Here is a 23,848-nt window from a genome sequence, read left to right on the forward strand (position 1 = left end):
TCTTATGCGAATGTCCAGACGGAATCGGTGGCGCGGCGCGTGGGCGATGGGCCTGCTGTCGGCTTGTGTGTTGGCGGCGGGCATCGTGCCGAGCGCGATCGCGCAAACGCCGGCCCGAACGCAGGCGGCCGGCTGCATTCTCGATGCCGCCGGCGCGGCCCAGGCCGGTCCCGACTGCGCCGCGGCCTGGATCGATCGCAACCTGCGGCTCAACGATGTGCAAGCCATCGGCACCCACAACAGCTACAAGCTCGCGATCGCGCCGGACGAACTCGCGGCCCTGCGCGCGCGCGATCCGGCCGGCGCCGATGCGCTGGACTACGCGCATGCGCCGCTGCACGAGCAACTTGAGCTGGGCATGCGCAGCCTGGAGCTGGACGTGTACTACGACCCGAACGGCGGGCATTACGCGCATCCGCCCGGCGCGCTGGGCCAGGGATACGGCGACGCCGGTCCCTGGAGCCGCGAGATCGCCGCGCGGATGCAGCGGCCCGGGTTCAAGGTCATGCATCTGGCCAATATCGATTTCCGCAGCCAGTGCATGGTGTTCGTGCAGTGCCTGGAACAGATCCGGGCGTGGTCGCAGACTCACCGCGATCACGCGCCGATCCTGATCCTGATCAACGCCAAGGACGGCAAGGGCGGTGCGGGTTCGACCTCGCCGTTGCCGTTCGACAGCCGCGCCTTCGATGCGCTCGACGCGGAAATCCGCTCGGTGTTCGCGGCCGACGAATTGATCACGCCCGACCGCGTGCGCGGCGACGCGGCGAACCTGCGCGCGGCGGTGCTGGCCGGGCGCTGGCCGACCCTGGGGCAGTCGCGCGGCAAGCTGCTGTTCGCGCTCGATGAGGATGCGCGCAAGGTCGCCGCGTACCGCGGCAAGCGCCGCTCGCTGGAAGGCCGCGCGATGTTCGTCAACGGCGATGAAAACGCGACCGACGCGGCCTACCTGACCCTCAACGATCCGATCGCGCAGGGCGAACGGATCGCGCGCGCGGTCGCCGCCGGCTTCCTGGTGCGCACGCGCGCCGACGCCGACACCGCCGAGGCCCGGCGCAACGACCCGCGCCGCCGCGAAGCCGCGTTCGCCAGCGGCGCGCAGTACATCTCCACCGATTGCCCGAAACCCGACCTGCGCTTGAGCCGCTATCGGGTGACGTTCCCGCGCAGCGAAGTGGTGCGTTGCAACCCCCGCCGCGCGCCGGAACGCTGCGGACAGCGGGCGATCGAGGCGGCCGAGAAGCACGATTGATGGAGGTCGGCGCAGCGCTTTCGTCGCTGGATTGATCGGTACTGCGCGAGGTCGGTGCTTGCTGGTGCACGACGGCGACGTGGCATCGGTCCGTTCGTGAGTCGACGCGCCGATGCGCATGCGTATGCAACCCGCGTTTCGCGCATTCGCGTCGATGAGGCCTGCGCTCGCATGCGTTTCTTCGCGAATCGCATGCGACCTTGGTCGCGAATCGGATGCAAGTTTGATTAAAAGATTTGATCGAATCGATAGGCGGAAGCTTTGCGTAGGCTCCATCGCGAGTCGCGCGGCTCCGGATAAATGCTGTTTTTTGCATGGTAATTATCGATTCTTAGGCACACGACCGCGCCCGCTGCGCGAACTGCCCGATTCGTGGCCGCCAAGCGTGTGACAACGTCGCCATCAGGGTCGTCGACGGCGACGCTGGTTTTTCAATAATCGGCTTGCAACATGCATCGCGCGCGTTCGCGTCGATGCGATCGGCGATGCCGCGCGCCGCGCGAACCGAAAGCGCGCACGGCATAAAAGATGTGTCTGCCAACCACGATAGTGGTAATCGAAGCGTGTTTCGCGGCGATAGAAAATACGAGATGACGATCTTCGCCGGTTCGCTGCGCACGTCGATGCGGCCCGCATGGTTTTCCGCGTTCGCAACGCACGCACACGCCGAATTGCCTGCAAATGAAACTTTTTTCACGTGCTGTAATCCGGCCCGCTTTCGTTCTCGGCACGAGATCGATCGCGAACCGGCCGATAGCGGCCGGCTCCCCCGAAAACCCCAAAGGAGCGTTCCATGCGTATTTCACTTCGTGCGGCAGCTTTCTCTCTTGCGACCGTGTGCCTGATCGCGGCAGGCACGGCCGCGGCGGCCGATTCCTACAAGATCAACCTGGGCACCTTCCAGGGCGATTTCGACGAAGACGCCATCGCCCTGGCGAACAGCGAATTGACCAATGCCTGTGTGGCCAACGGCGACACCCCCGGCCCGATCACCATTCACAACGTCAGCCGCGACGGCTGCAACCTGGTGAGCTTCGTGGAAGCCAGCATCACCTGCCATCGCAAGTGAATTTTCGTCGTTGAGGGATTCCCGTCGCCGGAACATCGGCGACGGGAAGGTAGCGCGGGTGCGCGCGGTGCTGCTTACCGGTGAAGGCGCACCCCATGCCACGTGCCTGGCGCTGCTCGGCATGCTTGTTTCAATTCGGATAGAGGCGGGGTCGGAATTGATCGCGGCTCATCGCATCTCCGTCTATCGATCGGATCGGATGCGCGAGGTTTCGTGCGAAAGGTTTCCGCCTCGATAGCGTTCGATCGGCATCCGCACAAGCATTGCGAGGCCGGAGCTCGCAATGCATCGAACGCGCGTCAGACATCAACGGTCGCTTGTCGCGACAGATGGCCGTGCGCTTATCGCGAGATCGCGACGGGGCTTGGCTCAGCCGCCACCCAAGGCATGCACGATCTCGACTTTGTCGCCGTCGTTCAACGCCGTGTCGGCGTGACGGCCGCGCGGCACGATCTCGCCGTTGATCTCGACCGCGACCCGGCGTTCGCCCAGGCCTTCCTCGCGCAGCAATTCGACCAGCTTGATGGGCGCGGCGAGCGCGCGCGGTTCGCCATTGAGCAGAATGTTCATGCCGATATTGTTGCGTGTACCTGGCGCGACGGCCAGCCTTTGCGTCAGCGGGCGATTCGCTCGGCGCCGCGCGGCCCGACGCTTGCCGGCCGGATGCCCGATGCCGGCCCGGCCCGGACGCGGTGTCATCGCATACCTGTGACCTCTGACCCCGGCACGCGGCGTCCACGAGGACCATAATCGCGCCGCCGGGTCCGATCGCGGCGCTTCCGGCCGGTCGCGGCCGCGCGCCGCGGCTCCGGAGCCGGCCCCCGGATCGGCACGTTTGCCGCGCTGCGCCTTGCTTTGCTCGCATGGCACATGTTTCGATTCAGCCATCCGGCGGCGTATGTCGCGCCGCGCGGAGCATCATCCGGCGCCCGATCGTCCTCGCCAGGACCGGTCGCGCGCCACCACCGCTACTTATCACCGCAGGGAAGTTAATGATGAAACCCGTTCGCACCGCGCTGGCCGCCGCCCTCGTGCTGGCCGCCGCCCCGGCCTTCGCCCAGACCTATTCGCAGACCGTCTTCATCGGCGACAGCCTCACCGACTCGGGCCACTTCCGCCCGGCGCTGATCCAGGCGGTCGGCGCCAACGGCGCGCTGATCGGCCGTTTCACCACCAACCCGGGCCTGGTCTGGGCCGAGTACGTCGCCGACTACTACGGCACCAACGCCACCAGCGACAACCAGGGCGGCAGCAACTACGCCGTCGGCGGCGCCCGCACCGGCGTCAACACCGCCGGCGCGCTCGGCCCGATTCCGTCGCTGACCACCCAGACCAGCAACTACCTCGCCGCCAACGGCGGCCGCGCCGATCCCAACGCGCTGTACACCGTGTGGGGCGGCGCCAACGACCTGTTCGCGGTCGCGGCCGGCGCGCCGGCGCAGGCGACCATCACCAACGCGGTCACCGCGCAGATCGGCGCGATCGGCGCGCTGCGCAACGCCGGCGCCGAATACATCCTGGTACCGACCATTCCCGACCTGGGCGTGACCCCGCAGTTCCGCGCCGGCGGCGCCGCCCAGCAGGCCGCGGGCACCCAGCTGGCGACCACCTACAACACCGCGCTGTACGGCGGCCTGGCCGCGACCGGCCTGCGGGTAATCCCGCTCGACACCTTCAACCTGCTGCGCGAGATCACCGCCAACCCGGCGCCGTACGGCATCACCAACGTCACCGGCACCGCGTGCAACCCGCAGATCACCGCGTCCTCGGTGACCTGCAGCCCGACCAACACCATCCCGGGCGCGGCCGAGAGCTACGCCTTCGCCGACGGCGTGCATCCGTCGAGCAAGGCGCACAAGATCCTCGGCGACTACGCCCTGTCGGTGCTCGAAGCGCCGCGCTTCATCGCCGTGCTGCCCAATTCGGCCGCGACCACCGGCCGCGCCCGCGCCGACCAGGTGACCAACCACGTCGCCGGCGTGCAGGACGGCGACGGCATGCGTTGGTGGGGCAGCGTGCGCGGCGACTTCCAGCGCTACGGTCACGGCGACCTGTACGACGGCGCCGGTCCGGCGCTGACCGGCGGCGTCGACTGGACCCGCGGCAAGCTGGTGTTCGGCGGCTTCCTCGGCTACGGCCAGCAGAAGCAGGACTTCGGCCTGCGCAACGGCGACTTCGACCAGAAGGACGCCAGCATCGGCGGCTTCATCGGCTGGTACGGCGAGCGCGCCTGGATCAACGGCCAGTTGAGCTACACCAAGCTGGACTTCGACATCGACCGCAACGCCAACCTCGGCCCGGCGACCCGCGTGCATCACGGTTCGGCCGACGGCAAGAACGTCACCGCCGCGCTCAACGGCGGTTACGAATTCGGCGAAACCGTGCGTCACGGGCCGGTGATCGGCATCCTGGCCCAGCGCATCGACATCGACGGCTTCGCCGAAAGCGATCCGAACCTGGCGACCTCGCTGGCCTACCCGGACCAGTCCTTCGACTCGCTGATCGGCAGCGTCGGCTGGCAGATCAACTACACCCACAGCGAAAGCTTCCGTCCGTACGCGCGCTTGACCTTCGACCGCGAGTTCGAAGACGCGCCGAAGAACGCCTACGCGCGTCTGCAGACCGTGCCGGGCCTGGGCAACTACGCGGTCAAGGGCCGCGAGTTCGACCAGGACTACGGCACCTTGCTGTTCGGCGCGCGCACCAAGCTGTTCGGCCTGGACGCCAACCTGGGCGCCAGCGTCACCGTCGGCCAGGAAGGCGGCAACAACGCCACCGTGTTCGCGCAGATCGGCAGCGGATTCTGATCGCGGCGCGGTCGCCGCGGCGATCGCGTCTGCTTGCGGGTTTCCGTGGTATTCGAAGAAACCGGGCCGAAAGGCCCGGTTTTTTGTGGCCGCTGATTTGAGATGTCGGGCCGGGCGAATCCGCCTCAACCGCGCCGGACAACGGCCAGCGCATCCGCATCCCTGCACCGCATTGCCACCCGCGTTCGGGCCGCATAGACTGGTCATCCGCGCGGGTGTAGTTCAATGGTAGAACTGCAGCTTCCCAAGCTGCTAGCGTGGGTTCGATTCCCATCACCCGCTCCAGATTCGCCGCGCATCGACAACGAATTAATGGCGCGGCACTCCACGACGGCTCGGTCCATGGACCGGGCCGTTGTCGTTTTCGGGTCGCGGTGCGTCCGGCCACGAGCGCGACGATGCTCTCCCACCGCCGCACTATTCGATGAGCGGCGGTTGCACCGTCCCGGCCTGCTTCAACGCGCATGCGCCCGCGCGCCATGCTTCGTTCGCACCGCACCAAGACGCCGCGACCCGCACGCCGCGGTCGGCGGCATGCATCCGATCCGATTCGCGGGTTCGCGACTACTCGGCCTTAGCAGGCAGGCGATGCCACCCGCGCTCGTAAGCCAAAGTCCCCCACAAGGCCTGCAGGTGCGCGGTCTTCGCCAACTCCGGGTCGACCGAGGCCGCGGGCGTCATGCGTTCCCCGGGCGTATAGGTAAATTGCCGGGGGGGCTGGCCGGGCTGCAACACGATGACGTCCTTGCCCGACATCCACGCGAAGTTCTTGTCGTATTGCATCATCGCGCGGCCGGGCTGGAATCGATCGCGCTGGTTGAGGTCGTGGCCGCTCATCGGTGTCGGCGTATCGATGCCGATCAGCGACAGCAAGGTCGGCGGCAGGTCGATCTGACTGACGATGCGCTTGTCGAGCGCGGGCGCGACCGCGCCGCCGAGGATCACGCCGGGGATATGGAAGTTGTCGATCGGCACCAGGTCGCGTCCGAACGCTCTGGAGTCGTGATCGGCGACGATCAGGAAGATGGTGTCCTTCCAATAGTCCGACGCCATCGCCTTGCGGAAAAATTGGCCCACCGCGTAATCGGCGTACTTGGCCGCGTTGTTGCGCGTGGCCTGCGGCTGCTCGTAGAGCTCGATGCGGTTGCTGGGGAACTCGAACGGGTCGTGGTTGCTTGAGCTGAACACGAAACCGAAGAAGGGCTTGCCCGCCTGGTGCATGCGCGCGAATTCCTGGTGCGCGCGATCGAACAGGTCTTCGTCGGACACGCCCCAGGAACCGGTGAACGCGGGGTGGGGATAGTCCTTCTGCTCGATCACCCGCCGAAACCCGTTCGACAGGAAAAACCCGCGCATATTGTCGAAGTGGCTTTCGCCGCCGTAGTAGAACGTGGTGTCGTAGCCGCGACGGCGCAGCACTTCGGCCAGGGTGAAAAAATTCTGCTGGCTGAGCGGTTGCTTGACCACCGCCTGCGACGGCGTCGGCGTGAAACCGGTCAGCACCGCTTCGATGCCGCGGACCGAGCGCGTGCCGGTCGCGTAAAGACGATCGAACGCCCAGCCTTGCGCGGCCAGCCGATCGATGTTCGGCGTCAACGGTCGGCCGCCCAGGTGGCCGACGAACTGCGCGCCCAGGCTTTCTTCGAGCACGATGACCAGATTTCGCGGCTTGCCGGTGTACGCGGGCGGGCGGCGGGCGAGGGTCGGCAGCTTTGGATCGATGAAGGCCTCGGGCGGAAGCTGCATGCCGTCGGTGACGGCCTTGACGACCTCGGCATCGGCCGCGCCGCCGTAGATGCGCGCGCCCGGATCGTGGCGCAGCCAGTCGCGCGCCGCGTATGCCAGCGTGTAGAACGAATTCAACGGCAAGGTATTGACCGTTGCGTTACTGGAAAACGCCATCATCGCCGGATTCATCGGCCGATGACCGAGCGTGGAGCGGATGCCGAGCGCCGCCAGGCAGATCAGCAACGCGGCGAACGGCAGGCGCGCGCTCCAGTGGGGGCTCGCCTGCGCGCTCGCGCGCAACATGCGGTTGGCGAAGCGCCAGGCGAGCCAGCCGGCGATCGCGCTCAGCACCAGCGCCAGCGCGGCGCTGACGAGGTGGCCCTTGGCCAGGGTGGAGACGACCTCGCGCGGATAGATGAGGTATTCCAGGAACAGGCGGTTGGGCCGTAAGCCGTATTCCTGCATGAAGGTCGGCGTGGCCAGCTCCAGCACGACCAGCACGGTGAGCGACAGTGCAAGCCAGGCCGCCATGACGGTGCGCACCAGCGCGTGGCCCGCGACCCGGGCCGGCAGCAGCAGATACAGCGCGGTGGCGATGCTGAGCAGCATGCACAGCGCGGCGATGTCGACGCGGATGCCTTGCAACAAGACGCGCGACCAGGCGTCGGCGTCGTTGACGGCGTCGGCTTGCCATAGCGCAAGTCCCAGGCGGGACAGCGAGAGCACGGCCAGGCCGATGCCGAAGCAACACAGAAAGGGAGCCACCCGCGCCAGGCAGTCCTTGATCACACGCACAACCATCGCGACTCCCGTACCTCTGCTTCGGGCCGCGGGCGCCGGCCGCGCGCAACGCAAAGCAGATTCTCGCGAAAATGGTCCGGCAAGGTCTGTCGGAGAAAGGTCGGAACCGCGGCTGGCGCCCGGCAAAACCGGGCTGGTTATGGGGCGGGGCAAGGACGTGGCGTGCGCCGGGGACGCCGATATCGGGGTGTCGCGCGAAAACAGGGGTCGTTGCCCGATGGGGCGCGCCTGGGGCGTTCTGGCCCGAGCGCCTGCCCAAAGCGGGCCTAGGTTCATTGCGCCTGATGGATTCGGATGAATCGGTCCCGGGCGATGTCGGGCGGCGCCTGCCGGGAACCAAGGCTGGGGTCAGTGCGATCGTCGGCCTCTGGCGAAGAAACGCCGTGGCGTCCACCGTTCCAGTCCGTCGTCGCTTGCGCGCCTTCGCCGGGCGTGTTGCTAACAATTCGTTAGCGCGATCGCCGGCGCTTTAACCGCGACCAACCGCGAAAAGTTGACAGGCTGCGCAACCGAAGTGGTTGTGGGCACACTCCGATGTGGTCGACAGACGAACGGATGCGGACGATGGGGCAGGGATGCGATGCGCTTGCGCGCGATCATGTGTCGACGAAGCGCGCATGGCGACATGACGGCGAGTAAGCGCGACGCCGCGCGCAACGAGCGCGCGTATGCGTGGGGCGTGGTGGCCTTGGTCCATGCCGGTTTCATCTGGGTCGCCATGCAGTGGCGCATGCCGGCCGCCGCGGTCGAGGACGATTCGGCGCTGGCGGTGATTTTCATCGCCGCGCCGTCGCCTCCGCCCGCGCAAACGCCGCGGCCGGCGCAACCGCGCGAACGACGCGATCGCGTCGCCGCGCCCGCGCCGCGCAAATCGCCGCCGCGCGAACGCGTCGACACGACCGCTGCGCCGTCGTCGCCAGCCGTCGATCCCGCGCCGCAGGATCCGCCCAGCGGCCTGAGCGCCGTGCAGATCGATCCACGCATGAGCGATCCCGCGCGCGCCACGCGCGCACCCTGGGACGCACCCGCGGCCGATCTGCTCGCGCGTCGCGCGCCGAGCCTGCCGGGCCACGCAACGCAGCGTTTCAAAATGCAGCAGCCGCGTTCGCTCGCCAACGCGGTGGAGCGCTTCGGGCAGATGTTCGGCGGACGCGGCGAAGACCCGTGCAAGCGCACCCGCGCCAACATCGACGGGCTCGCATCGCAAGGCGATTCGGCGGATTTGCAGCGCGAACTGGAGTACGAACGACGCTACTGCCGACCCTGAAGGGTTCAGTGGATCGGTGCCGCGCGATGTAAAAAAATCATTGCATCGTCACCATGCACAATCGCGGGCTCACGCCAGCGGTAATCGCAATCGACGCTGCATCGCCGGCGCGTTATGCTTCGCGCCCGGTCCCGAGTGGGGCGCCGCGCATCGCACCGTAGCCTTGGGCCTGGACGATCCGCGCCCGCTTCGGTCCGATACGTACGGCGGCCGCGAGGTCGCCGTTTTTTGTCGCCGCGACGCGAGTGGAACCCAACGACGGCGCCTCGTCGCGGTCCAAGCCCGAAGCGGTCGTCCCGACCCGGTTGCAATCGCCACAGCGGAGGTGCGATGTCGTCCAAGATCGTCCTCGGTTGGCGCGAGGTGGCCGCCCTGCCCGTGTTGGGCATCGCCGCGGTGCGCGCCAAGATCGACACCGGCGCGCGCAGTTCGGCCTTGCATGTCGACGCGCAGTGGCGTTACGTCGACGGCGGTCAGCCCTGGGTCGGGTTCCGGCTCAGCCCGGGCGTGGTCGGCGCCGATGTGATCGAAGCGGCCGCGCCGGTGTTCGACGAACGCTTCGTCACCGACTCCGGCGGTCATCGCACCAGCCGCGTCTTCGTCCAGACCGTGCTGAGTCTGGCCGGTACGCAACGCGAAATTGAAATAAACCTGTCGGATCGTCGCGGTATGCGCTTTCCGATGTTGCTTGGCCGTACCGCGGTGACCCACTTGTTCACGGTCGACCCCTCGCGCTCGTTCCTGCATGGGCGCGCGCGGCGCCGGGTCAGCCGCACCTGAGCCGCGCGCCCGACGCGCGCCGTCCTTCCCCCATTCAATGAATTCCTGCCGATGAAGCTCGCGATCCTGTCGCGCAACACCAAGCTCTATTCGACGCGCCGTCTGGTCGAAGCCGCGCGCGAGCACGGCCACAGCGTGCGCGTGCTCGATCCGCTGCGCTGCTACATGCGCATCGCCTCGGACGGGTTCCAGATGCATTACAAGGGCCGCGAGATCGCCGGTTACCACGCGGTGATCCCGCGCATCGGCGCCTCGGTCACGCGTTACGGCTCGGCGGTGCTGCGTCAGTTCGAACTGATGGAGACCTACACGCCCAACACCTCCGACGCGATCTTGCGCGCGCGCGACAAGCTGCGCAGCCATCAGCTGCTGGCCGCGCAGCGCATCGGCCTGCCGGCGACGGTGTTCGGCGACAACCCCGACGACACCGCCGACCTGCTGTCGATGCTCGGCCCGCCGCCGCACGTGATCAAGCTCAACGAGGGCACCCAGGGCGCGGGCGTGATGCTGACCGAGAAGCTGTCGGCGTCCAAGGGCGTGATCGAAGCGCTGCGCGGCCTGTACGCGAATTTCCTGGTGCAGGAGTTCGTCGCCGAGGCCAAGGGCGCCGATCTGCGCTGTTTCGTGGTCGGCGGCTCGGTGGTCGCGGCGATGAAGCGGCAGGCGCCCAAGGGCGATTTCCGCTCCAACCTGCACCGCGGCGGCACCGCCAAGGGCGTGCGCGCCAGCGCGGCCGAGCAGGAGGTCGCGGTGCGGGCGGCCCAGGTCCTGGGCCTGGGCGTGGCCGGTGTCGACCTGATCCGTTCCGACCGGGGCCCGCTGGTCCTGGAGGTCAACGCCTCGCCGGGCCTGGAGGGCATCGAGGAGGCCAGCGGGGTCGACGTGGCCAGCGAAATCATCCAGTACGTGTCCGGCCGAATCCAGCTCAAGACCCCCAAACGCGCCGGCGGAAAACGCTGAACGGGGCTCGCCGGGGCGGCCGGGCTTGCCCGATCCTGTGGAATGGCAAGCCTGGCAGGTCATCTGCCGGCGACCCGCCGAACGGCAGGTCCCCGGCCCGGAAGGCCCGGGCCGCCGGGAGCGCAACTTCGGGTTGCGAATAACTTTTATTTAACAGCGCTTTTAACGGCGGTTTAATCGAAATCCGCGTAGCGTTACCGGACCGCAGCACTGCAGCTCCTCCAAGTCGCGCTCCTCGTCAGAACGTTACGGATAGGGATCTGGTCGAAGCAGGTTACGGTAATCGGGGCAATACCCTTTTGGCCCAGGCGCGGTGGCCCCGCGTCTGGGCCTTTGTTTTTTGTCGCGGTTTTCCCGGGCAATTTCGCTCGGAACGCGGAACGCGCCGACCCATGACCTTCGGCCTATACCGCCGTCCCGCCGTTTGAACGGCAGCCCCATGCCCCGTTCACCTTTCCGTTCACTTTACATTCGCTCTGGCAGAATCCTCGGCTTGCCGCCGTTGCGCATCGTGCAGCGGCCCGAATGACGGAACCCCGGGCGTCGCCGCACGGTCGAACGCCAACCCACTGGGAAGAGCACATGCGCATACTCGTGATCGAAGACAACCAAGACATCGCCGCCAACCTCGGCGACTTTCTTGAAGACCGCGGCCACACGGTGGATTTCGCCGCCGACGGCATCACCGGATTGCACTTGGCGGTCGTGCACGACTTCGACGCCATCGTTCTCGATCTGAACCTGCCGGGCCTCGACGGCCTGGAGGTCTGCCGCAAGTTACGCAACGAAGCGCGCAAGCAGACGCCGGTGCTGATGCTGACCGCGCGCGACAGCCTCGACAACAAACTCGCCGGCTTCGATTCGGGCGCCGACGATTACCTGATCAAGCCGTTCGCGTTGCAGGAAGTCGAAGTGCGCCTCAACGCGCTGTCGCGTCGCGGCCGCGGCGTGCAGACCCGCGTGCTCAACGCCGCCGATCTGGAATACAACCTCGACACCCTGGAAGTGCGCCGCCAGGGCAAGCTGCTGCAGCTCAACCCGACCGCGCTGAAGATCCTGCAGGCGCTGATGGAAGCCTCGCCGGCGGTGGTCACGCGACAGGAACTGGAGACCCGCGTGTGGGGCGAGGAATTGCCCGACTCCGACAGCCTGCGCGTGCACATCCACGGCCTGCGCGCGGTGGTCGACAAGCCGTTCGACACGCCGCTGATCCAGACCCGTCACGGCATCGGTTATCGCATCGCAGCGCCCGAAAGCAACGGTTGATCGCGTGGCCTCAGGGGACCCGTCCGCATCGCGGCTGAAAAAGAAGAAGCGCTTCCGGCGGCGGTTGCGCAGTCGCATCATCCTATCTTTCGTATTGCTGGGTTTCGGCCTGACCGCGATGTTCGCCTTCGCGACCAACTGGACGCGCACGCGGGTCGAGAATCAGATCGTCGAAGACGTGATGAATCGCAACATCGACGAGTACGCGCGCCAGTTCTATTCGGCGCCGAACGCCAAGCCCGAGTTCGGCGTGCAGCAGATGCTCGGGCGGGTCGTGAAAAGCGACCGCTTCGAATCGCTGCGCACCGAGCAGCCCGACTGGTACGAACTGCCCGACGGCATCCACAACATCCAGGGCAAGAACGCGGACGGCAGCCCGTTTTCGTACAAGCTCGGGGTGCGCAAGACGCCGACGGAGTGGTTCTTCCTTGCCTACGACATGACCCAGGCGACCCGAGGCGAAGCGCAGTTCAACCGCGCGATCTATCTGTCGGTGCTGGTGTTCACCCTGTTCTCGTTGCTGGTCGGCTGGTGGGCGGCGTCGCGGGTCATGAGCCCGGTGTCGGAGCTGGCCAACCGGCTCAAGCGCTCGGGCCGCAGTTCGCAGTCCGAGGCCTTGGCCGCGCACTTCCCGGACGACGAAGTCGGTCAGCTGGCCGAGGCGCTCGACGATTACGCCGAGCGCCTGACCAACGTGGTCCAGCGCGACCGCGAGTTCAATGCCGACGTCAGCCATGAGCTGCGCACGCCGCTGGCGGTGATCAAGGGCGCGGTCGAACTGCTGCTGTCGCGGCCGGACATCGAGGACAAGACTCGCAACCGGTTGTTGCGTATCCAGCGCGCCGAGCAGCAATGCACCGACCTGATCAGCGCGCTGCTGCTGTTGTCGCGCAACGAGCGCGGCCATGGCGCGACCGATATCGCCAAGTTGTCGGAACAGTTGCTCGAAGCGCATCGCGCGCAGCTCGGCGGCAAGGCGCTGGCGTTGCGGGTGGAAGGCGAGCGCGGCCTGGTGGTCGACGCGCCGGAAGCCGCGGTGGCGGTGGCGCTGGGCAACCTGATCGGCAACGCGGTCAAGTACACCACCCAGGGCGAGGTCGTGGTGCGACTGCATCCGCGCTCGGTCGAGGTGATCGATTCCGGCCCGGGCCTGAGCGCCGAGGACGCGGCCAAACTGTTCGAGCGCGGTTACCGCGGCACTCACGCCGGTCATTCGCAGGGCGGCGGCATCGGTCTGTCGATCGTGCGCCGCTTGTGCGAGCTGTATGGCTGGGACGTGCGGGTGAAGCCGGGCGAGACGGTCGGGGTGGTGGCTACGTTGAAGTTCGAGCGGGTGGATTGAGGCGCGGGGCTGCTTGCCCGGCCGCGCCTGTGTTGAGCGCTCGATCGTTGCAGCGATGCGATCTGTTGCGATGGCGCAACGTCACGCTGCCCTGCCGATATCTGCGGTATCTCCGACGCGCAACTGGGTGATGGCTTCGTAGCCCGCGGTCCCATGCATCGTGCCGCGTATCGATGTGCCCCCTTTGGAAAAGGGGGCCGCGCCTTGGGTAATTACGATGGGTGTACTTGAAACGTGGCGCGGGGGATTCGCTGTTGCTGTTGCGTCTTTGACAAGGCAGAAGCAAAGCAAAAGCGAATCCCCCCTGCCCCCCTTTTGCAAAGGGGGGAAAAGCTAAGCGCATTCGTTGTTTACTTGACCGCTTCCAGCCAGCCGTACTTGTCCGCAGTCTTGCCGTTGAACAAGCCGAAGAACAGCTCCTGGATGCGCTCGGTCACCGGGCCGCGACGGCCGGTGCCGACCTGACGGCCGTCGACCGAGCGGATCGGGGTGATCTCGGCGGCGGTGCCGCACATGAACAACTCGTCGCACAGGTACAGGTATTCGCGCGGCAGATCGCGTTCGACCACTTCGATGCCGACGTCGCGCGCCAGGGTGATGATGGTGTTGCGGGTCAGGCCGTTGAGCAGCGCGGCGCTGACCGGGGTGGTGTGCAGCGCGCCGTTGAAGACCAGGAACAGGTTCTCGCCCGCGCCTTCCGACAGCAGGCCGGTCGAAGCCAGCGCGATGCCTTCACCGAAGCCCAGGCGACGCGCTTCGCGCGCGACCAGCTGGCCCGACAGGTAATTGCCGCCGGCCTTGGCGCCGGCCGGGATGGTGTTGGGCGCGAACCGCTGCCAGCTCGACACGCAGGCATCGATGCCTTCTTCGAGCACGCTGGCGCCGAGGTACTGGCCCATCTTCCAGGTCGCCACGGCGACGTCGGTCGGGGTGTCGGCCGACAGGCCGAAGCCGCCCAGGCCGCGGTACGCGACCGGACGCAGGTAATCGGTGGTGTTGCCGTTGGCCTTGATGACTTCATGGCAGGCAGCGTTGATCTGCTCGAGCGAATACGGAATGCCCATGTCGTAGATCTTCGCCGAGGCGAACAGACGCGTGTTGTGGTCGTTCAGACGGAAGATGATCGGGCCGTTCGGCGTGTCGTACGTGCGGATGCCTTCGAACACCGACGAGCCGTAATGCAGCGCGTGCGACATGACGTGGGTGGTCGCTTCGGCCCAGCGCTTGATCGCACCGTTGTGCCAGATCCATTCGGGGTATTGCATCGTCGGCTTCCGTGGTGGGGAGGGGAAACCGCTATTGTGCCCTGCGCCCGGGGGCCGACCCAAGCCGATGCCTCGCCGGTGCGTTGCCGCGCTGTGGCGGCACGCCTGTTCAGCCTTTTATCCACCAGCAGCCGTAGTGGCGGGTCAGACCGAACACGGTGCGCGACGGAGTGACGCCGTTGCCCAGGGTCTGCTCCAGGCGCAGCGCGACCGGCGCGCGCCGATGCGGCACCGGCGCGGGCGCCGCGGCCGTCTGCGCGGTGGTTTCGGCGGCAGGGGCGGCCTGCGGCGCCTGCTCGCCGCTCATGCCGGCCGGACGGCCCAGCCCGGCCGGCGCCGACGGCGTGATCGGCGGCAGCGGCGCGAGCGCGGCGTTCGGCGCGGCCGGCGGCAAGGTGGTCCAGGCGCCGGGCGTGGCCTCGGGTTCGGCCACCGACGGCATCACCGGCGCGATGTCGAGCAGCGGCCGCTGCGCGATCGCATCGAGTCGTTCGATCACCGCATAGGCGCGATCATCGGACATGCCGGTCCAGTGATACACCGAGGCGAGCTTATTGCCGTCGTGGGCGTCGATCGCGCTGGTGATCTGGCCGACCAGATCGCGCAGATTGCGCGCGCAGCCGCCGGTGTACGGCGTTTGCTGCGCGGCCGCGGGCGCGGCGCCGCGCGGCAGGCGGTCGACGCCGCCGGCGCTGGCGCAGTCGCGGTCGGTGTACACCGAATTGCCGTGCGCATCCGTGCAGCGGCGGATCTGCGCCTGCGCGGTGGTGGGATGCAGTGCGAGGCAGCTCATCGCGAGCGGCGGCAGCAGGGACAGGCAGAGTCGGGCGAACCAAGGCATCGGCGAAGACTAGCGCCGAGCGACGGTCGTGGACAGTGCGGGGGTGTGGATTTGCGTCCGGGCCGGTCGCCGCCGATGGCGTTCGGCGTGGCGGCGTCGATGCGCCGACGCTGCTGTATCGGCCGCGATAAAGCCCGATGCGGCCTTTGCGACTCGCCGCGGCAACCAGGCCGCGGCGAGCGCTTGCGGAAGATCATCGCAGCGACCGCGGCCATGCAGCCGCGGCCGCCGCGATCGCGACGATCAGCGGAACGCCGCCACCGTCGCCGCGCGTTCGTTCAACACGCGCGCGTTGTTGCTCTTGGCCGCGGTGCCCATCGGCGCACCGTTGTAGGTGATGTTCGGGTTCGACCAGTAGTTCAGACGCGGACAGTTGCTGCCGCAGCTGTAGGCCATGATCGTGCGCCACGCATTGCCTGGACCCCAGTAGCCGTGGCCGTAGGGATAGACGGTGTTGGTGCCGTTGCTGGGATCGTGGTGCGCGCCGAAGTTGTGGCCGATCTCGTGGGCGAAGCTGTAGTAGCCGGTCATGCAGCTGGCGCCGACCACGCTGAAGGCGCTGGCCGCGTTCGAGTTGAGATAGCCCAGGCCGCAATACGCCGGGTCGGTGATGATCAACACGTTGACGTCGGCGGCGATGGAGTTGCGGGTGGCGTGGTAGTTGTCGAGGTAGCCGTCGCTGGTGCCGGAGAAGCGGCTCAGGTCGGTGTTGAAGCCGGCGCTGACGTAGCTGTTGGTGTACTGGCCGGCGAGTTCGAAACGCACATTGACCGCGCTGTTGGCGAAGCTCTGGTTGCTCTCGGTGATCGCCAGGTTGGCCTTGGTCAGGGTGTTGCCGACCGCGTTGGCGGCGGCCTGGGTGTAGACCACCATCACCCGCACCACCGCCGGCGCTTTCTCGTTGGCCGCGGCTTCGTCGAACTTGGGATCGTTGAGGAACGGCACGATCGGCTTGGCGCTGTACGCGGCGGCCGGATGATCGGCCGGCATCAGCGCTTCGTTGATCAGGCTGACGGTGTGGCCGCCGTTCTTGAGCGGATCGATGCGATAAAGCTTGCCGCCGGTGCGCACGGTGCCGGACATCTGCTCGCCCTGGCGCACGATGATGGCCGACTCTTCCGGGTTGTCGATCAGCTCGGCGCCGGTGAACTTGTTGATGCGCTTGAGTTGGGTGTTGGGATCGCCGACCAGGCCCTGCCAGATCACGATGCCGTCGGGCTTGCGCTGCGCCTGCAGCTTGTGCGCCTTGAGATTGACGCCGGGCGCGAGGTTGAGCAGCAGTTCTTCCTGGGTTTCGTTGATCTGCGCGGCATCGGCGCGGACCAAGTCGATCTTGACCGCGGCGCGATCGGACTTGATCGCCCGATAGGCCAGGTCGCTGTTGAGACTGCGCGCGACGCTGGCGGCGGGGGTGGAGAACAGCGGAGCCGGTTCGGCGGCCGAGGCGGCACCGGCCAGGCCCAGCGAGAGGGCGATGGCGACATTCAGAGGCAATAGTGCGTGGCGTGCGGACATGATGCTCACTCTCCATTGAGGACCGCTGCGCGCCGCGCGCCCGTGGCCTGGGCGCGCGACGGCGGTCGCGAGGGCATCGCTCGTCGCGGCGATGCATCCTGGAGTCAGTGGGCTACCGCCACGTCGCAAGGCTCAAGACCGAACTTGTCGCAGGACAAGCGCAGGCTGAGAACTCGCCTAGCAATTCGCCTTTGGTGCTAGGCACCAAAGGCGATTTTTGTGACGCAATCAAGCTGTCTTAATGTGTCTGAATGTCGCGCCGCGAACACGCTTGCGGCCGAGCGATCAGGCGATGCGCGACAACACCGTCAGCGTGGGCTTGGACAAGTTCAGCGTGTAGAAATGCAGGCCCGGCGCGCCGCCTTCGATCAAGCGGCTGCACAGGCGCGCGACCACGTCGGCGCCGAATTCGCGGATGCTGTCGACGTCATCGCCGTAGGCCTGCATGCGCTGCGCGACCCAGCGCGGAATCTCCGCGCCGCACAGATCGGAGAAGCGGCGCAGCTGGCTGAAGTTGGAGATCGGCATGATGCCCGGCACGATCGGGATGTCGATGCCGGCCGCGCGCACGTCGTCGACGAAGCGGAAATACGCATCGGCGTTGTAGAAATACTGGGTGATCGCGCCGTCCGCGCCGGCGCGGACCTTGCGCTTGAAATTCTCCAGATCCGAATGCGCGTCGCGCGCCTGCGGATGGGTTTCCGGATAGGCCGCCACTTCGATATGGAAATGGTCGCCGGTTTCGGCGCGGATGAATTCGACCAGTTCGTTGGCGTAGCGCAGGTCGCCGGCGCTGGCCATGCCCGAGGGCAGATCGCCGCGCAGGGTGACCAGCCGCTTGCAGCCGATCTCGCGATACAACTGCAACAGCTCGCGGATCTCGGCGCGGGTGCCGCCGACGCAGGACAGGTGCGGCGCCGCGTCGAGCTTGTGCTTGGCGCGCAGCCGGCGAATGGTCTCGGGCGTGTAGTTCAAGGTCGAGCCGCCGGCGCCGAAGGTGCACGACACGTAGATGGGTGCGTACGGCTTGAGCTTGATCGCGGTCTTGTCGAGCTGACCGCGTTGTTCGTCGGTCTTGGGGGGATAGAACTCGAAGCTGATCGGCAGCATGGGCGGGGCCGCGGCGGTGGGAAGATTCGATAATATCGCTTTATCGCGATGAATGGTATCGAGGGTGCCGGTGGGTCGCCGATGGGGACGCAGCCCCGCCGTCGAGCGTTGGCGCGTGGCGCGGTTCGCATCGCGGCGCGCAAGCAACGAAATCCGCGACGCAAACCTGCTGCGACGAGGTCGCCACTGCGCTATAGATGGGAGCGGTTTCCCTATCCCGTTTCGTCATGACCGATCACCCACTCGACAACCCGATCTGGCGATCGCTGCGCAGCCGTCACCGGGCGCTCGCCGTCGGCGACACGCGCGTCGCGCGTTATCCGGCGCAGATCGCGCCGTTCCTCGGCGTGGCGGAAGACGCGGCCGACATCGAAGACCTGTTGCCGTCGCTGCTGCCGCCGGGCGACACCGCGCTGCTGCTCGCGCGCACCCCCGCGGTGTCGACGCGATGGGAGCTGCGCCACATCACCGATCTGGCCCAGATGATCTGCCCCGAACCAATCGAGGTGTCGCCGCACGACGACACCGCGCGCATCGTCGAACTCGACGCGAGCCATCGCGACGACGTACTCGCGCTGACCGCGCTGGTGTACCCGCACTACTTCCGCCCGCACACCATGCAACTGGGCCGCTACTTCGGCATCTACCACGACGGCCGCCTCGCCGCGATGGCCGGCGAGCGCATGGGCACCGACGACTACACCGAACTGAGCGCCATCTGCACTCATCCCGATTTCCTCGGTCGCGGCCACGCGCGCCAGTTGCTGATCTTCCTGTCCAACGACAACCATGCGCGCGGCCGCATCCCGTTTTTGCACGTGAGTCACGAGAACCCGCGCGCGATCGGCTTGTACGAGCGCAACGGCTATCGGATGCGGCAGGATATTGCGTTTTGGTCGTTGCGGCAGCGGGACGAATAAGCCGCATACAGACGTACCGCTCCAAGAAGCGGCCCGCAGCAGTGACATCGGCGCCGCGCAACGGCGAGGATCGCCCCGCCGTTCCTCCAGCCCCCAAGCCGCTCGCCAGCCGCCGCGGCCGCTCGTCATTTATCCACCAGGGCGGCGTGAGGAACCGGGCAAGGTGCGTCCACCACCCAGGCTCTGGAGCCCTTCGATGAACCCGCTCTCCCGTTCGCGTTTCCTGCGTCGTATCGCATTGGCCGCCGCTGTGTTGATCGCGGCCGGCAGCGCGCAGGCCAAGACCGTGCAGTTCCAGGAATTGTCCGTCGAGGTCGTCGGCGAGGGCCGGCCGGTGCTGATGATTCCGGGCCTCAACAGCGCCGGCGAGACCTGGCGCGAGACCTGCGCGGCGCTGCAGGCGGACCATGTGCAATGCCACATCGTGCAATTGCCCGGTTTCGCCGGCGCGCCGGCGGTCAAGACCGATCGCTTCGTCGATTCGATGCGCGACCGTCTGTTGGCCTACATCAAGGATCGCAAGCTGGCCAAGCCGGTGGTGATGGGGCATAGCCTGGGCGGGTTCATCGCGCTGGAGATGGCGATCGAGCAGCCCAAGGCCATCGACCGTCTGGTGATCGTGGACTCGCTGGCGTTCCTGGGCGCGTTGCAGAACCCGGCCGCGACCGCCGAGTCGGTCAAGCCGATGGCCGAGGCGATGCGCAAGCGGATGACCGAGCAGGATGCCGAGACCTACCGTCTGGGCGTCGCTAACGCGGTCAAGGGCATGAGTCTGGACGAAAAGCGCGTGGCCACTTTGGTCCAATGGGGCGAGGCCAGCGACCGCGCCACCACCGCGCAGGCGATGTACGAAATGATGACCACCGACCTGCGTCCGCAGTTGGCGAAGATCAAGACGCCGACCCTGCTGCTCGGCTCGTGGGCGGCCTACGCCAGCTACGGCGCCACCAAGGAGTCGACGACCGCCATCTTCAAGGCCCAGTACGCCACGCTGGACGGCGTGCGTATCGAGCTGAGCCAGGCCGGTTACCATTTCCTGATGTGGGACGATCCGAAGTGGCTGCAGGATCAGGTGCGCGGCTTCATCGATGCCGGCGCCGGCCACGGCGGTTGAAGACCATGCGTGGGTGATGCTCCAGCACGGCCGCGGTTCGCCGCGGCCGTGTGCTGTCTTATCGACATACTTTTTTCGACGGAAACCGCCGCATGTCGCGAACGCAATTGCGTACCGCCCTCGCCGACGCCGCGTTCTGGACCGGCCTGGCCGTGTTCAACCTGACGCTGGCGGTGGTGTTCGGCGGCATGAGCTCGGGCTCGACCCTGATCAGCGTGCTGTTGTCGCTGGAGCTGTGGGCGATTGGCGGCGCGATGCGGCGCATCGCGTTGCGGCGGCACTGGTTCGAACTCGGACCGGTCCGGCTGGCGCTGCGTTTGCTGCTGTGCATCGGGCTCGGCGCGACCTTGGCGCAGCTGCTGTTGATCCCCGTGTTGCGGCTGGCGTTGATCCAGGGCTGGGTGTCGTTGCCGCAATCGACCGGTTTTCGCCCGGCGATGCTGTTCGTGTACTGGGCCAACACCGCGTTCATGCTGGGCCTGTGGGCCGCGCTGTGGAGCTGGACCATGGCGATGCAGCGCTATCGCGAAGGCGAGATCGCGCGTCTCAACGCCGAGTCGCTGCGCAACGCGTTCGAACTCGATGCGCTGCGCGCGCGCCTGAACCCGCATTTCGTGTTCAACGCGCTCAACAACCTGCGCGCGCTGATCAACGAGGACACCGAGCGCGCGCGCGAACTGGTCACGCGGCTGTCCAACACCTTGCGCCATGCCCTGGATCACAGCCAGCGCGAGCAGGCCAGCCTGGCCGAGGAACTCGCCGTGGTCGAGGACTACCTCGCGGTCGAGGCGGTGCATTACGAGGATCGCCTGCGTGTGCAGCGCGACATCGACGCGAACGCGTTGAACGCGCGGTTGCCGCCGATGGCGCTGCAACTGTTGGTCGAGAACGCGGTCAAGCACGGCATCGCGTGCACGCCCGGCGGCGGCGAACTCAGCGTGCGGGCGCATTGCGAAAACGCAGCGCTGCACATCGAGGTCGGCAATCCCGGTCGCATCGATCCCGAGCCGGCGCGACGCGGGGTCGGTCTGGCCTATCTGCGCACGCGCCTGGCCCATGGCGGCAACGCCGGACGTTTCGAACTCAGGCAACGCGGCAACCGGGTGATCGCGCAGTTGGAGATACCGCAATGAACGTCCGTCCCTTGCGCGTGCTGATTGTCGACGACACCCGTCTGGCGCGGCAGGAACTGCGCACCTTGCTCGCCGATCTGCCCGACATCGAGCTGCTCGGCGAAGCCGACGATGTGCCCGCGGCGCAGGCGGCGATCGCGCGGCTGCGTCCGGATCTGGTGCTGCTGGACATCCAGATGCCGTCGGGTACCGGGTTCGATGTGATCGACGGGCTCGACAGTGCGCCGCTGGTGGTGTTCACCACCGCGTACGACCAGTACGCGGTGCGCGCATTCGAAGCCAATGCGCTGGACTACCTGGTCAAGCCGGTCGACGCCTCGCGCCTGGCCGCGGCGCTGCAACGCGCGCGGGCGCGCCTGCCGGAAGCGCCGTGGCTCGGCGCCGCGCCGCGGGGGCTGTTGGGCGCGGACGATCAGGTGTTCCTGCGCGAAGGCGAGCGCTGCTGGTTCGTGGCGCTGCGCGAAATCAGCCGGATCGTGGTCGACGGCAATTACGCGCGGGTGTGGTTCCGCAACGAATGCGCGCTGCTCGCGCGCAGCCTGAGCGCGCTGGAGGCGAGGCTGGACCCGGCGCTGTTCTTCCGCGCCAACCGCAACACCCTGGTGAATCTGCGCGCGGTCAAGGCGATCGATCTGGCGGTCAACGACGGCTTCGAACTGGAGCTCAAGGACGGCAGCCGGATCGAAGTGTCGCGGCGGCAGTCGCGCGAGTTGCGCGAGCGCTTGGCGTTGTAGCCGGGCGAAAAAAAACGGGCGCCGAAGCGCCCGTTTTGGTTTTCATCGTCGCGGCCTTGCGGCGGCGAGCGATCAGTAGCGGTAATGATCCGGCTTGTACGGACCGTCCACCGACACGCCCAGGTACTTGGCCTGCTCGTCGGTCAGGGTGGTCAGCTTCACGCCGATCTTTTCCAGGTGCAGGCGCGCGACTTCTTCGTCGAGCTTCTTCGGCAGGATGTAGACCTTGGCCTCGTAGTTGTCCTTGTTCGCCCACAGGTCGATCTGGGCGAGGGTCTGGTTGGAGAACGAGTTCGACATCACGAAGCTCGGGTGGCCGGTGGCGCAGCCCAGGTTCACCAGTCGGCCTTCGGCCAGCAGGAAGATCGAGTTGCCGCCGGCGAAGGTGTACTTGTCGACCTGCGGCTTGATGTTGAGGTGCTTGGCGCCGGAAGCGACCAGCGCGTCGACCTGGATCTCGTTGTCGAAGTGGCCGATGTTGCAGACGATGGCCTGGTCCTTCATGCCCTGCATGTGGGCCAGGGTCAGCACGTCCTTGTTGCCGGTGGTGGTGACGTAGATGTCGCCGCGGCCCAGGGTGCTCTCCACCGTGTTGACTTCGAAGCCTTCCATCGCCGCCTGCAGGGCGTTGATCGGGTCGATCTCGGTGACCACGACGCGGGCGCCGTACGCGCGCAGCGAGTGGGCCGAGCCCTTGCCGACGTCGCCGTAACCGCACACGACCGCGACCTTGCCGGCCAGCATCACGTCCATCGCGCGCTTGAGGCCGTCGGCCAGCGACTCGCGGCAGCCGTAGAGGTTGTCGAACTTCGACTTGGTGACCGAGTCGTTGACGTTGATCGCCGGAACCAGCAGCGAGCCGGCTTCGGCCAGCTGATACAGACGGTGCACGCCGGTGGTGGTCTCTTCCGACACGCCCTTCCAGTCGCGCACGACGGTGTGCCAGAAGCCCGGACGCTCGGCGTGCACGCGCTTGAGCAGGTTCTTGATCACCTGTTCTTCGTGGTTGCCCGACGGGGTGTTGACCCAGCCGTCGCCGTTTTCGAGCTCATAGCCCTTGTGGATCAGCAAGGTGACGTCGCCGCCGTCGTCGACGACGAGCTGCGGGCCGAGGTGCTTGTCGGTGCCGTTGCCCGGGAAGGTCAGCGCTTCCAGGGTGCAGTCCCAATACTCTTCCAGCGACTCGCCCTTCCAGGCGAACACCGGGGTGCCGCTGGCGGCGATCGCGGCGGCGGCGTGGTCCTGGGTCGAGAAGATGTTGCACGAAGCCCAGCGCACGTCGGCGCCGAGGTCGCGCAGGGTCTCGATCAGCACCGCGGTCTGGATGGTCATGTGCAGCGAGCCGGTCACGCGCACGCCCTTGAGCGATTGGGCGACGGCGTACTTCTTGCGGATCGACATCAGGCCCGGCATTTCGTGCTCGGCGATGTCGATTTCCTTGCGGCCCCAGTCGGCCAGGGTGATGTCGGCGACCTTGTAATCGCCTTCGGTCGAGAAGGTCTTCAGTGCTGCGTTCATTGGATGTCGCTCCAGTTCTTTGGGGAGCCGGCGGATGCCGGGGTCCGGCGAGTCGTTGGACTCAAACCGGGCGCCGTTGGGACCTGCGCCTCGCCGAGCCTGGCCGTGGCGTTCACGGTCGCAGCGCCCCTCGGCGGGCTGAGCGCGCAGTATATCGCGGCGCCGATGACCGCCGCACGGCACGCCGTCATAGCGCGCGGATCGGGCCTGAATCGGCATTCATCGCGCCGTGTCGGCCCGCGCCGGCATGACCACCGGCCCGAATGGCATAAGCCGTCCGCCGCGCGCGCGGGCTAAGCTCGGGCGGGGGAGCGCCGGGCCGGCCCCGTTGGCGTGAACGCGCCGCGCCGGTCCCGCGATTCCGACGTTCATTTTCCTGAGGACCGCCTTCGATGACATCCCTCGCGACGACCCGTCACGCGACCC

At 67.1% G+C, this 23,848-nt stretch carries 20 protein-coding genes, 1 tRNA gene and 1 riboswitch; of the genes, 13 read left to right on the plus strand and 8 right to left on the minus strand.

The features are described from left to right. The first annotated feature begins 10 nt into the window (after nucleotides 1-10). Nucleotides 11-1,252 (plus strand): phosphatidylinositol-specific phospholipase C1-like protein, encoded by a 1,242-nt coding sequence (locus tag IEQ11_RS04970; RefSeq protein WP_228464826.1) that lies wholly within the window; start codon nucleotides 11-13, stop codon nucleotides 1,250-1,252. Between the two features lie 331 nt (nucleotides 1,253-1,583). On the opposite strand, the gene IEQ11_RS04975 is transcribed toward IEQ11_RS04970, so the two are convergent. Continuing rightward, the gene (locus IEQ11_RS04975) at nucleotides 1,584-1,949 is read right to left on the minus strand and encodes a hypothetical protein (RefSeq protein ID WP_191822736.1); all 366 of its coding nucleotides are present in this window, start codon (nucleotides 1,947-1,949) and stop codon (nucleotides 1,584-1,586) included. A 96-nt stretch (nucleotides 1,950-2,045) separates the two neighbouring features. Between IEQ11_RS04975 and IEQ11_RS04980 the strand changes: the two genes are divergently transcribed. Beyond that, nucleotides 2,046-2,321, plus strand: coding sequence for a hypothetical protein (locus tag IEQ11_RS04980; RefSeq protein ID WP_148650211.1), 276 nt, complete (start codon nucleotides 2,046-2,048; stop codon nucleotides 2,319-2,321). 369 nt (nucleotides 2,322-2,690) lie between these two features. On the opposite strand, the gene thiS is transcribed toward IEQ11_RS04980, so the two are convergent. Further along, nucleotides 2,691-2,891 carry a sulfur carrier protein ThiS gene (gene thiS / locus IEQ11_RS04985; protein WP_036106750.1) on the minus strand — a complete coding sequence of 67 codons (201 nt, stop codon included), beginning with the start codon at nucleotides 2,889-2,891 and terminating at the stop codon, nucleotides 2,691-2,693. Nucleotides 2,892-3,337: 446 nt separating this feature from the next. Here thiS and IEQ11_RS04990 point away from each other — a divergent pair, with 446 nt between their 5' ends. Then, entirely contained in the window at nucleotides 3,338-5,128 is a 1,791-nt protein-coding gene (locus IEQ11_RS04990; RefSeq protein WP_191822754.1) for an autotransporter domain-containing protein, read from the plus strand. Between the two features lie 211 nt (nucleotides 5,129-5,339). Continuing rightward, nucleotides 5,340-5,413 (plus strand) — tRNA-Gly (locus IEQ11_RS04995). A 279-nt stretch (nucleotides 5,414-5,692) separates the two neighbouring features. Here the strand turns inward: IEQ11_RS04995 and IEQ11_RS05000 are convergent. Then, complete coding sequence (locus IEQ11_RS05000; protein WP_191822735.1) at nucleotides 5,693-7,657, minus strand: LTA synthase family protein; 1,965 nt, start codon at nucleotides 7,655-7,657, stop codon at nucleotides 5,693-5,695. Nucleotides 7,658-8,282: 625 nt separating this feature from the next. Here IEQ11_RS05000 and IEQ11_RS05005 point away from each other — a divergent pair. From IEQ11_RS05005 to IEQ11_RS05025, 5 genes are all read left to right on the plus strand, one after another. Continuing rightward, entirely contained in the window at nucleotides 8,283-8,924 is a 642-nt protein-coding gene (locus IEQ11_RS05005) for a hypothetical protein (RefSeq protein ID WP_191822734.1), read from the plus strand. 330 nt (nucleotides 8,925-9,254) lie between these two features. After that, a complete protein-coding gene (locus tag IEQ11_RS05010; RefSeq protein ID WP_056107537.1) occupies nucleotides 9,255-9,704 on the plus strand; it encodes an ATP-dependent zinc protease family protein in 450 nt (149 codons plus the stop codon). Between the two features lie 51 nt (nucleotides 9,705-9,755). Beyond that, complete coding sequence (rimK, locus tag IEQ11_RS05015) at nucleotides 9,756-10,664, plus strand: 30S ribosomal protein S6--L-glutamate ligase (RefSeq protein WP_191822733.1); 909 nt, start codon at nucleotides 9,756-9,758, stop codon at nucleotides 10,662-10,664. A gap of 582 nt (nucleotides 10,665-11,246) precedes the next feature. Continuing rightward, nucleotides 11,247-11,930, plus strand: a complete 684-nt coding sequence (locus IEQ11_RS05020; protein WP_036106879.1) for a response regulator transcription factor — start codon at nucleotides 11,247-11,249, stop codon at nucleotides 11,928-11,930. A gap of 4 nt (nucleotides 11,931-11,934) precedes the next feature. Then, on the plus strand, nucleotides 11,935-13,272 hold the full coding sequence (locus tag IEQ11_RS05025) for a sensor histidine kinase (RefSeq protein ID WP_046655619.1): 1,338 nt from the start codon (nucleotides 11,935-11,937) through the stop codon (nucleotides 13,270-13,272). 350 nt (nucleotides 13,273-13,622) lie between these two features. Here IEQ11_RS05025 and IEQ11_RS05030 read toward each other — a convergent pair whose 3' ends face one another. The 4 genes from IEQ11_RS05030 to metF form a co-directional block, all read right to left on the minus strand. After that, nucleotides 13,623-14,537: a branched-chain amino acid transaminase gene (locus IEQ11_RS05030; protein ID WP_036106886.1), complete on the minus strand. Its 915-nt coding sequence runs from the start codon at nucleotides 14,535-14,537 to the stop codon at nucleotides 13,623-13,625. Nucleotides 14,538-14,646: 109 nt separating this feature from the next. Then, on the minus strand, nucleotides 14,647-15,330 hold the full coding sequence (locus IEQ11_RS05035; protein WP_191822732.1) for a hypothetical protein: 684 nt from the start codon (nucleotides 15,328-15,330) through the stop codon (nucleotides 14,647-14,649). 291 nt (nucleotides 15,331-15,621) lie between these two features. Then, complete coding sequence (locus IEQ11_RS05040) at nucleotides 15,622-16,893, minus strand: M12 family metallo-peptidase (RefSeq protein ID WP_191822731.1); 1,272 nt, start codon at nucleotides 16,891-16,893, stop codon at nucleotides 15,622-15,624. Between the two features lie 285 nt (nucleotides 16,894-17,178). Further along, nucleotides 17,179-18,003 carry a methylenetetrahydrofolate reductase [NAD(P)H] gene (gene metF, locus IEQ11_RS05045; RefSeq protein ID WP_191822730.1) on the minus strand — a complete coding sequence of 275 codons (825 nt, stop codon included), beginning with the start codon at nucleotides 18,001-18,003 and terminating at the stop codon, nucleotides 17,179-17,181. 227 nt (nucleotides 18,004-18,230) lie between these two features. Here metF and IEQ11_RS05050 point away from each other — a divergent pair, with 227 nt between their 5' ends. The 4 genes from IEQ11_RS05050 to IEQ11_RS05065 all read left to right on the plus strand — a co-directional run bounded on the left by IEQ11_RS05050 (nucleotide 18,231) and on the right by IEQ11_RS05065 (nucleotide 21,904). Further along, nucleotides 18,231-18,923: a GNAT family N-acetyltransferase gene (locus tag IEQ11_RS05050; RefSeq protein WP_191822729.1), complete on the plus strand. Its 693-nt coding sequence runs from the start codon at nucleotides 18,231-18,233 to the stop codon at nucleotides 18,921-18,923. A 196-nt stretch (nucleotides 18,924-19,119) separates the two neighbouring features. Next, entirely contained in the window at nucleotides 19,120-20,037 is a 918-nt protein-coding gene (locus tag IEQ11_RS05055) for an alpha/beta fold hydrolase (protein ID WP_191822728.1), read from the plus strand. Between the two features lie 92 nt (nucleotides 20,038-20,129). Next, complete coding sequence (locus tag IEQ11_RS05060; protein ID WP_191822727.1) at nucleotides 20,130-21,170, plus strand: sensor histidine kinase; 1,041 nt, start codon at nucleotides 20,130-20,132, stop codon at nucleotides 21,168-21,170. Then, nucleotides 21,167-21,904, plus strand: coding sequence for a LytR/AlgR family response regulator transcription factor (locus IEQ11_RS05065; RefSeq protein WP_191822726.1), 738 nt, complete (start codon nucleotides 21,167-21,169; stop codon nucleotides 21,902-21,904). The genes IEQ11_RS05060 and IEQ11_RS05065 overlap by 4 nt, the downstream gene beginning before the upstream one ends. A gap of 72 nt (nucleotides 21,905-21,976) precedes the next feature. Here IEQ11_RS05065 and ahcY read toward each other — a convergent pair whose 3' ends face one another. After that, nucleotides 21,977-23,422 (minus strand): adenosylhomocysteinase, encoded by a 1,446-nt coding sequence (ahcY, locus tag IEQ11_RS05070; protein ID WP_046655635.1) that lies wholly within the window; start codon nucleotides 23,420-23,422, stop codon nucleotides 21,977-21,979. Between the two features lie 61 nt (nucleotides 23,423-23,483). Beyond that, nucleotides 23,484-23,560, minus strand: a riboswitch (S-adenosyl-L-homocysteine riboswitch). Nucleotides 23,561-23,848 lie beyond the last annotated feature (288 nt).

The organism is Lysobacter capsici (assembly GCF_014779555.2).
Lineage (GTDB): Bacteria > Pseudomonadota > Gammaproteobacteria > Xanthomonadales > Xanthomonadaceae > Lysobacter > Lysobacter capsici.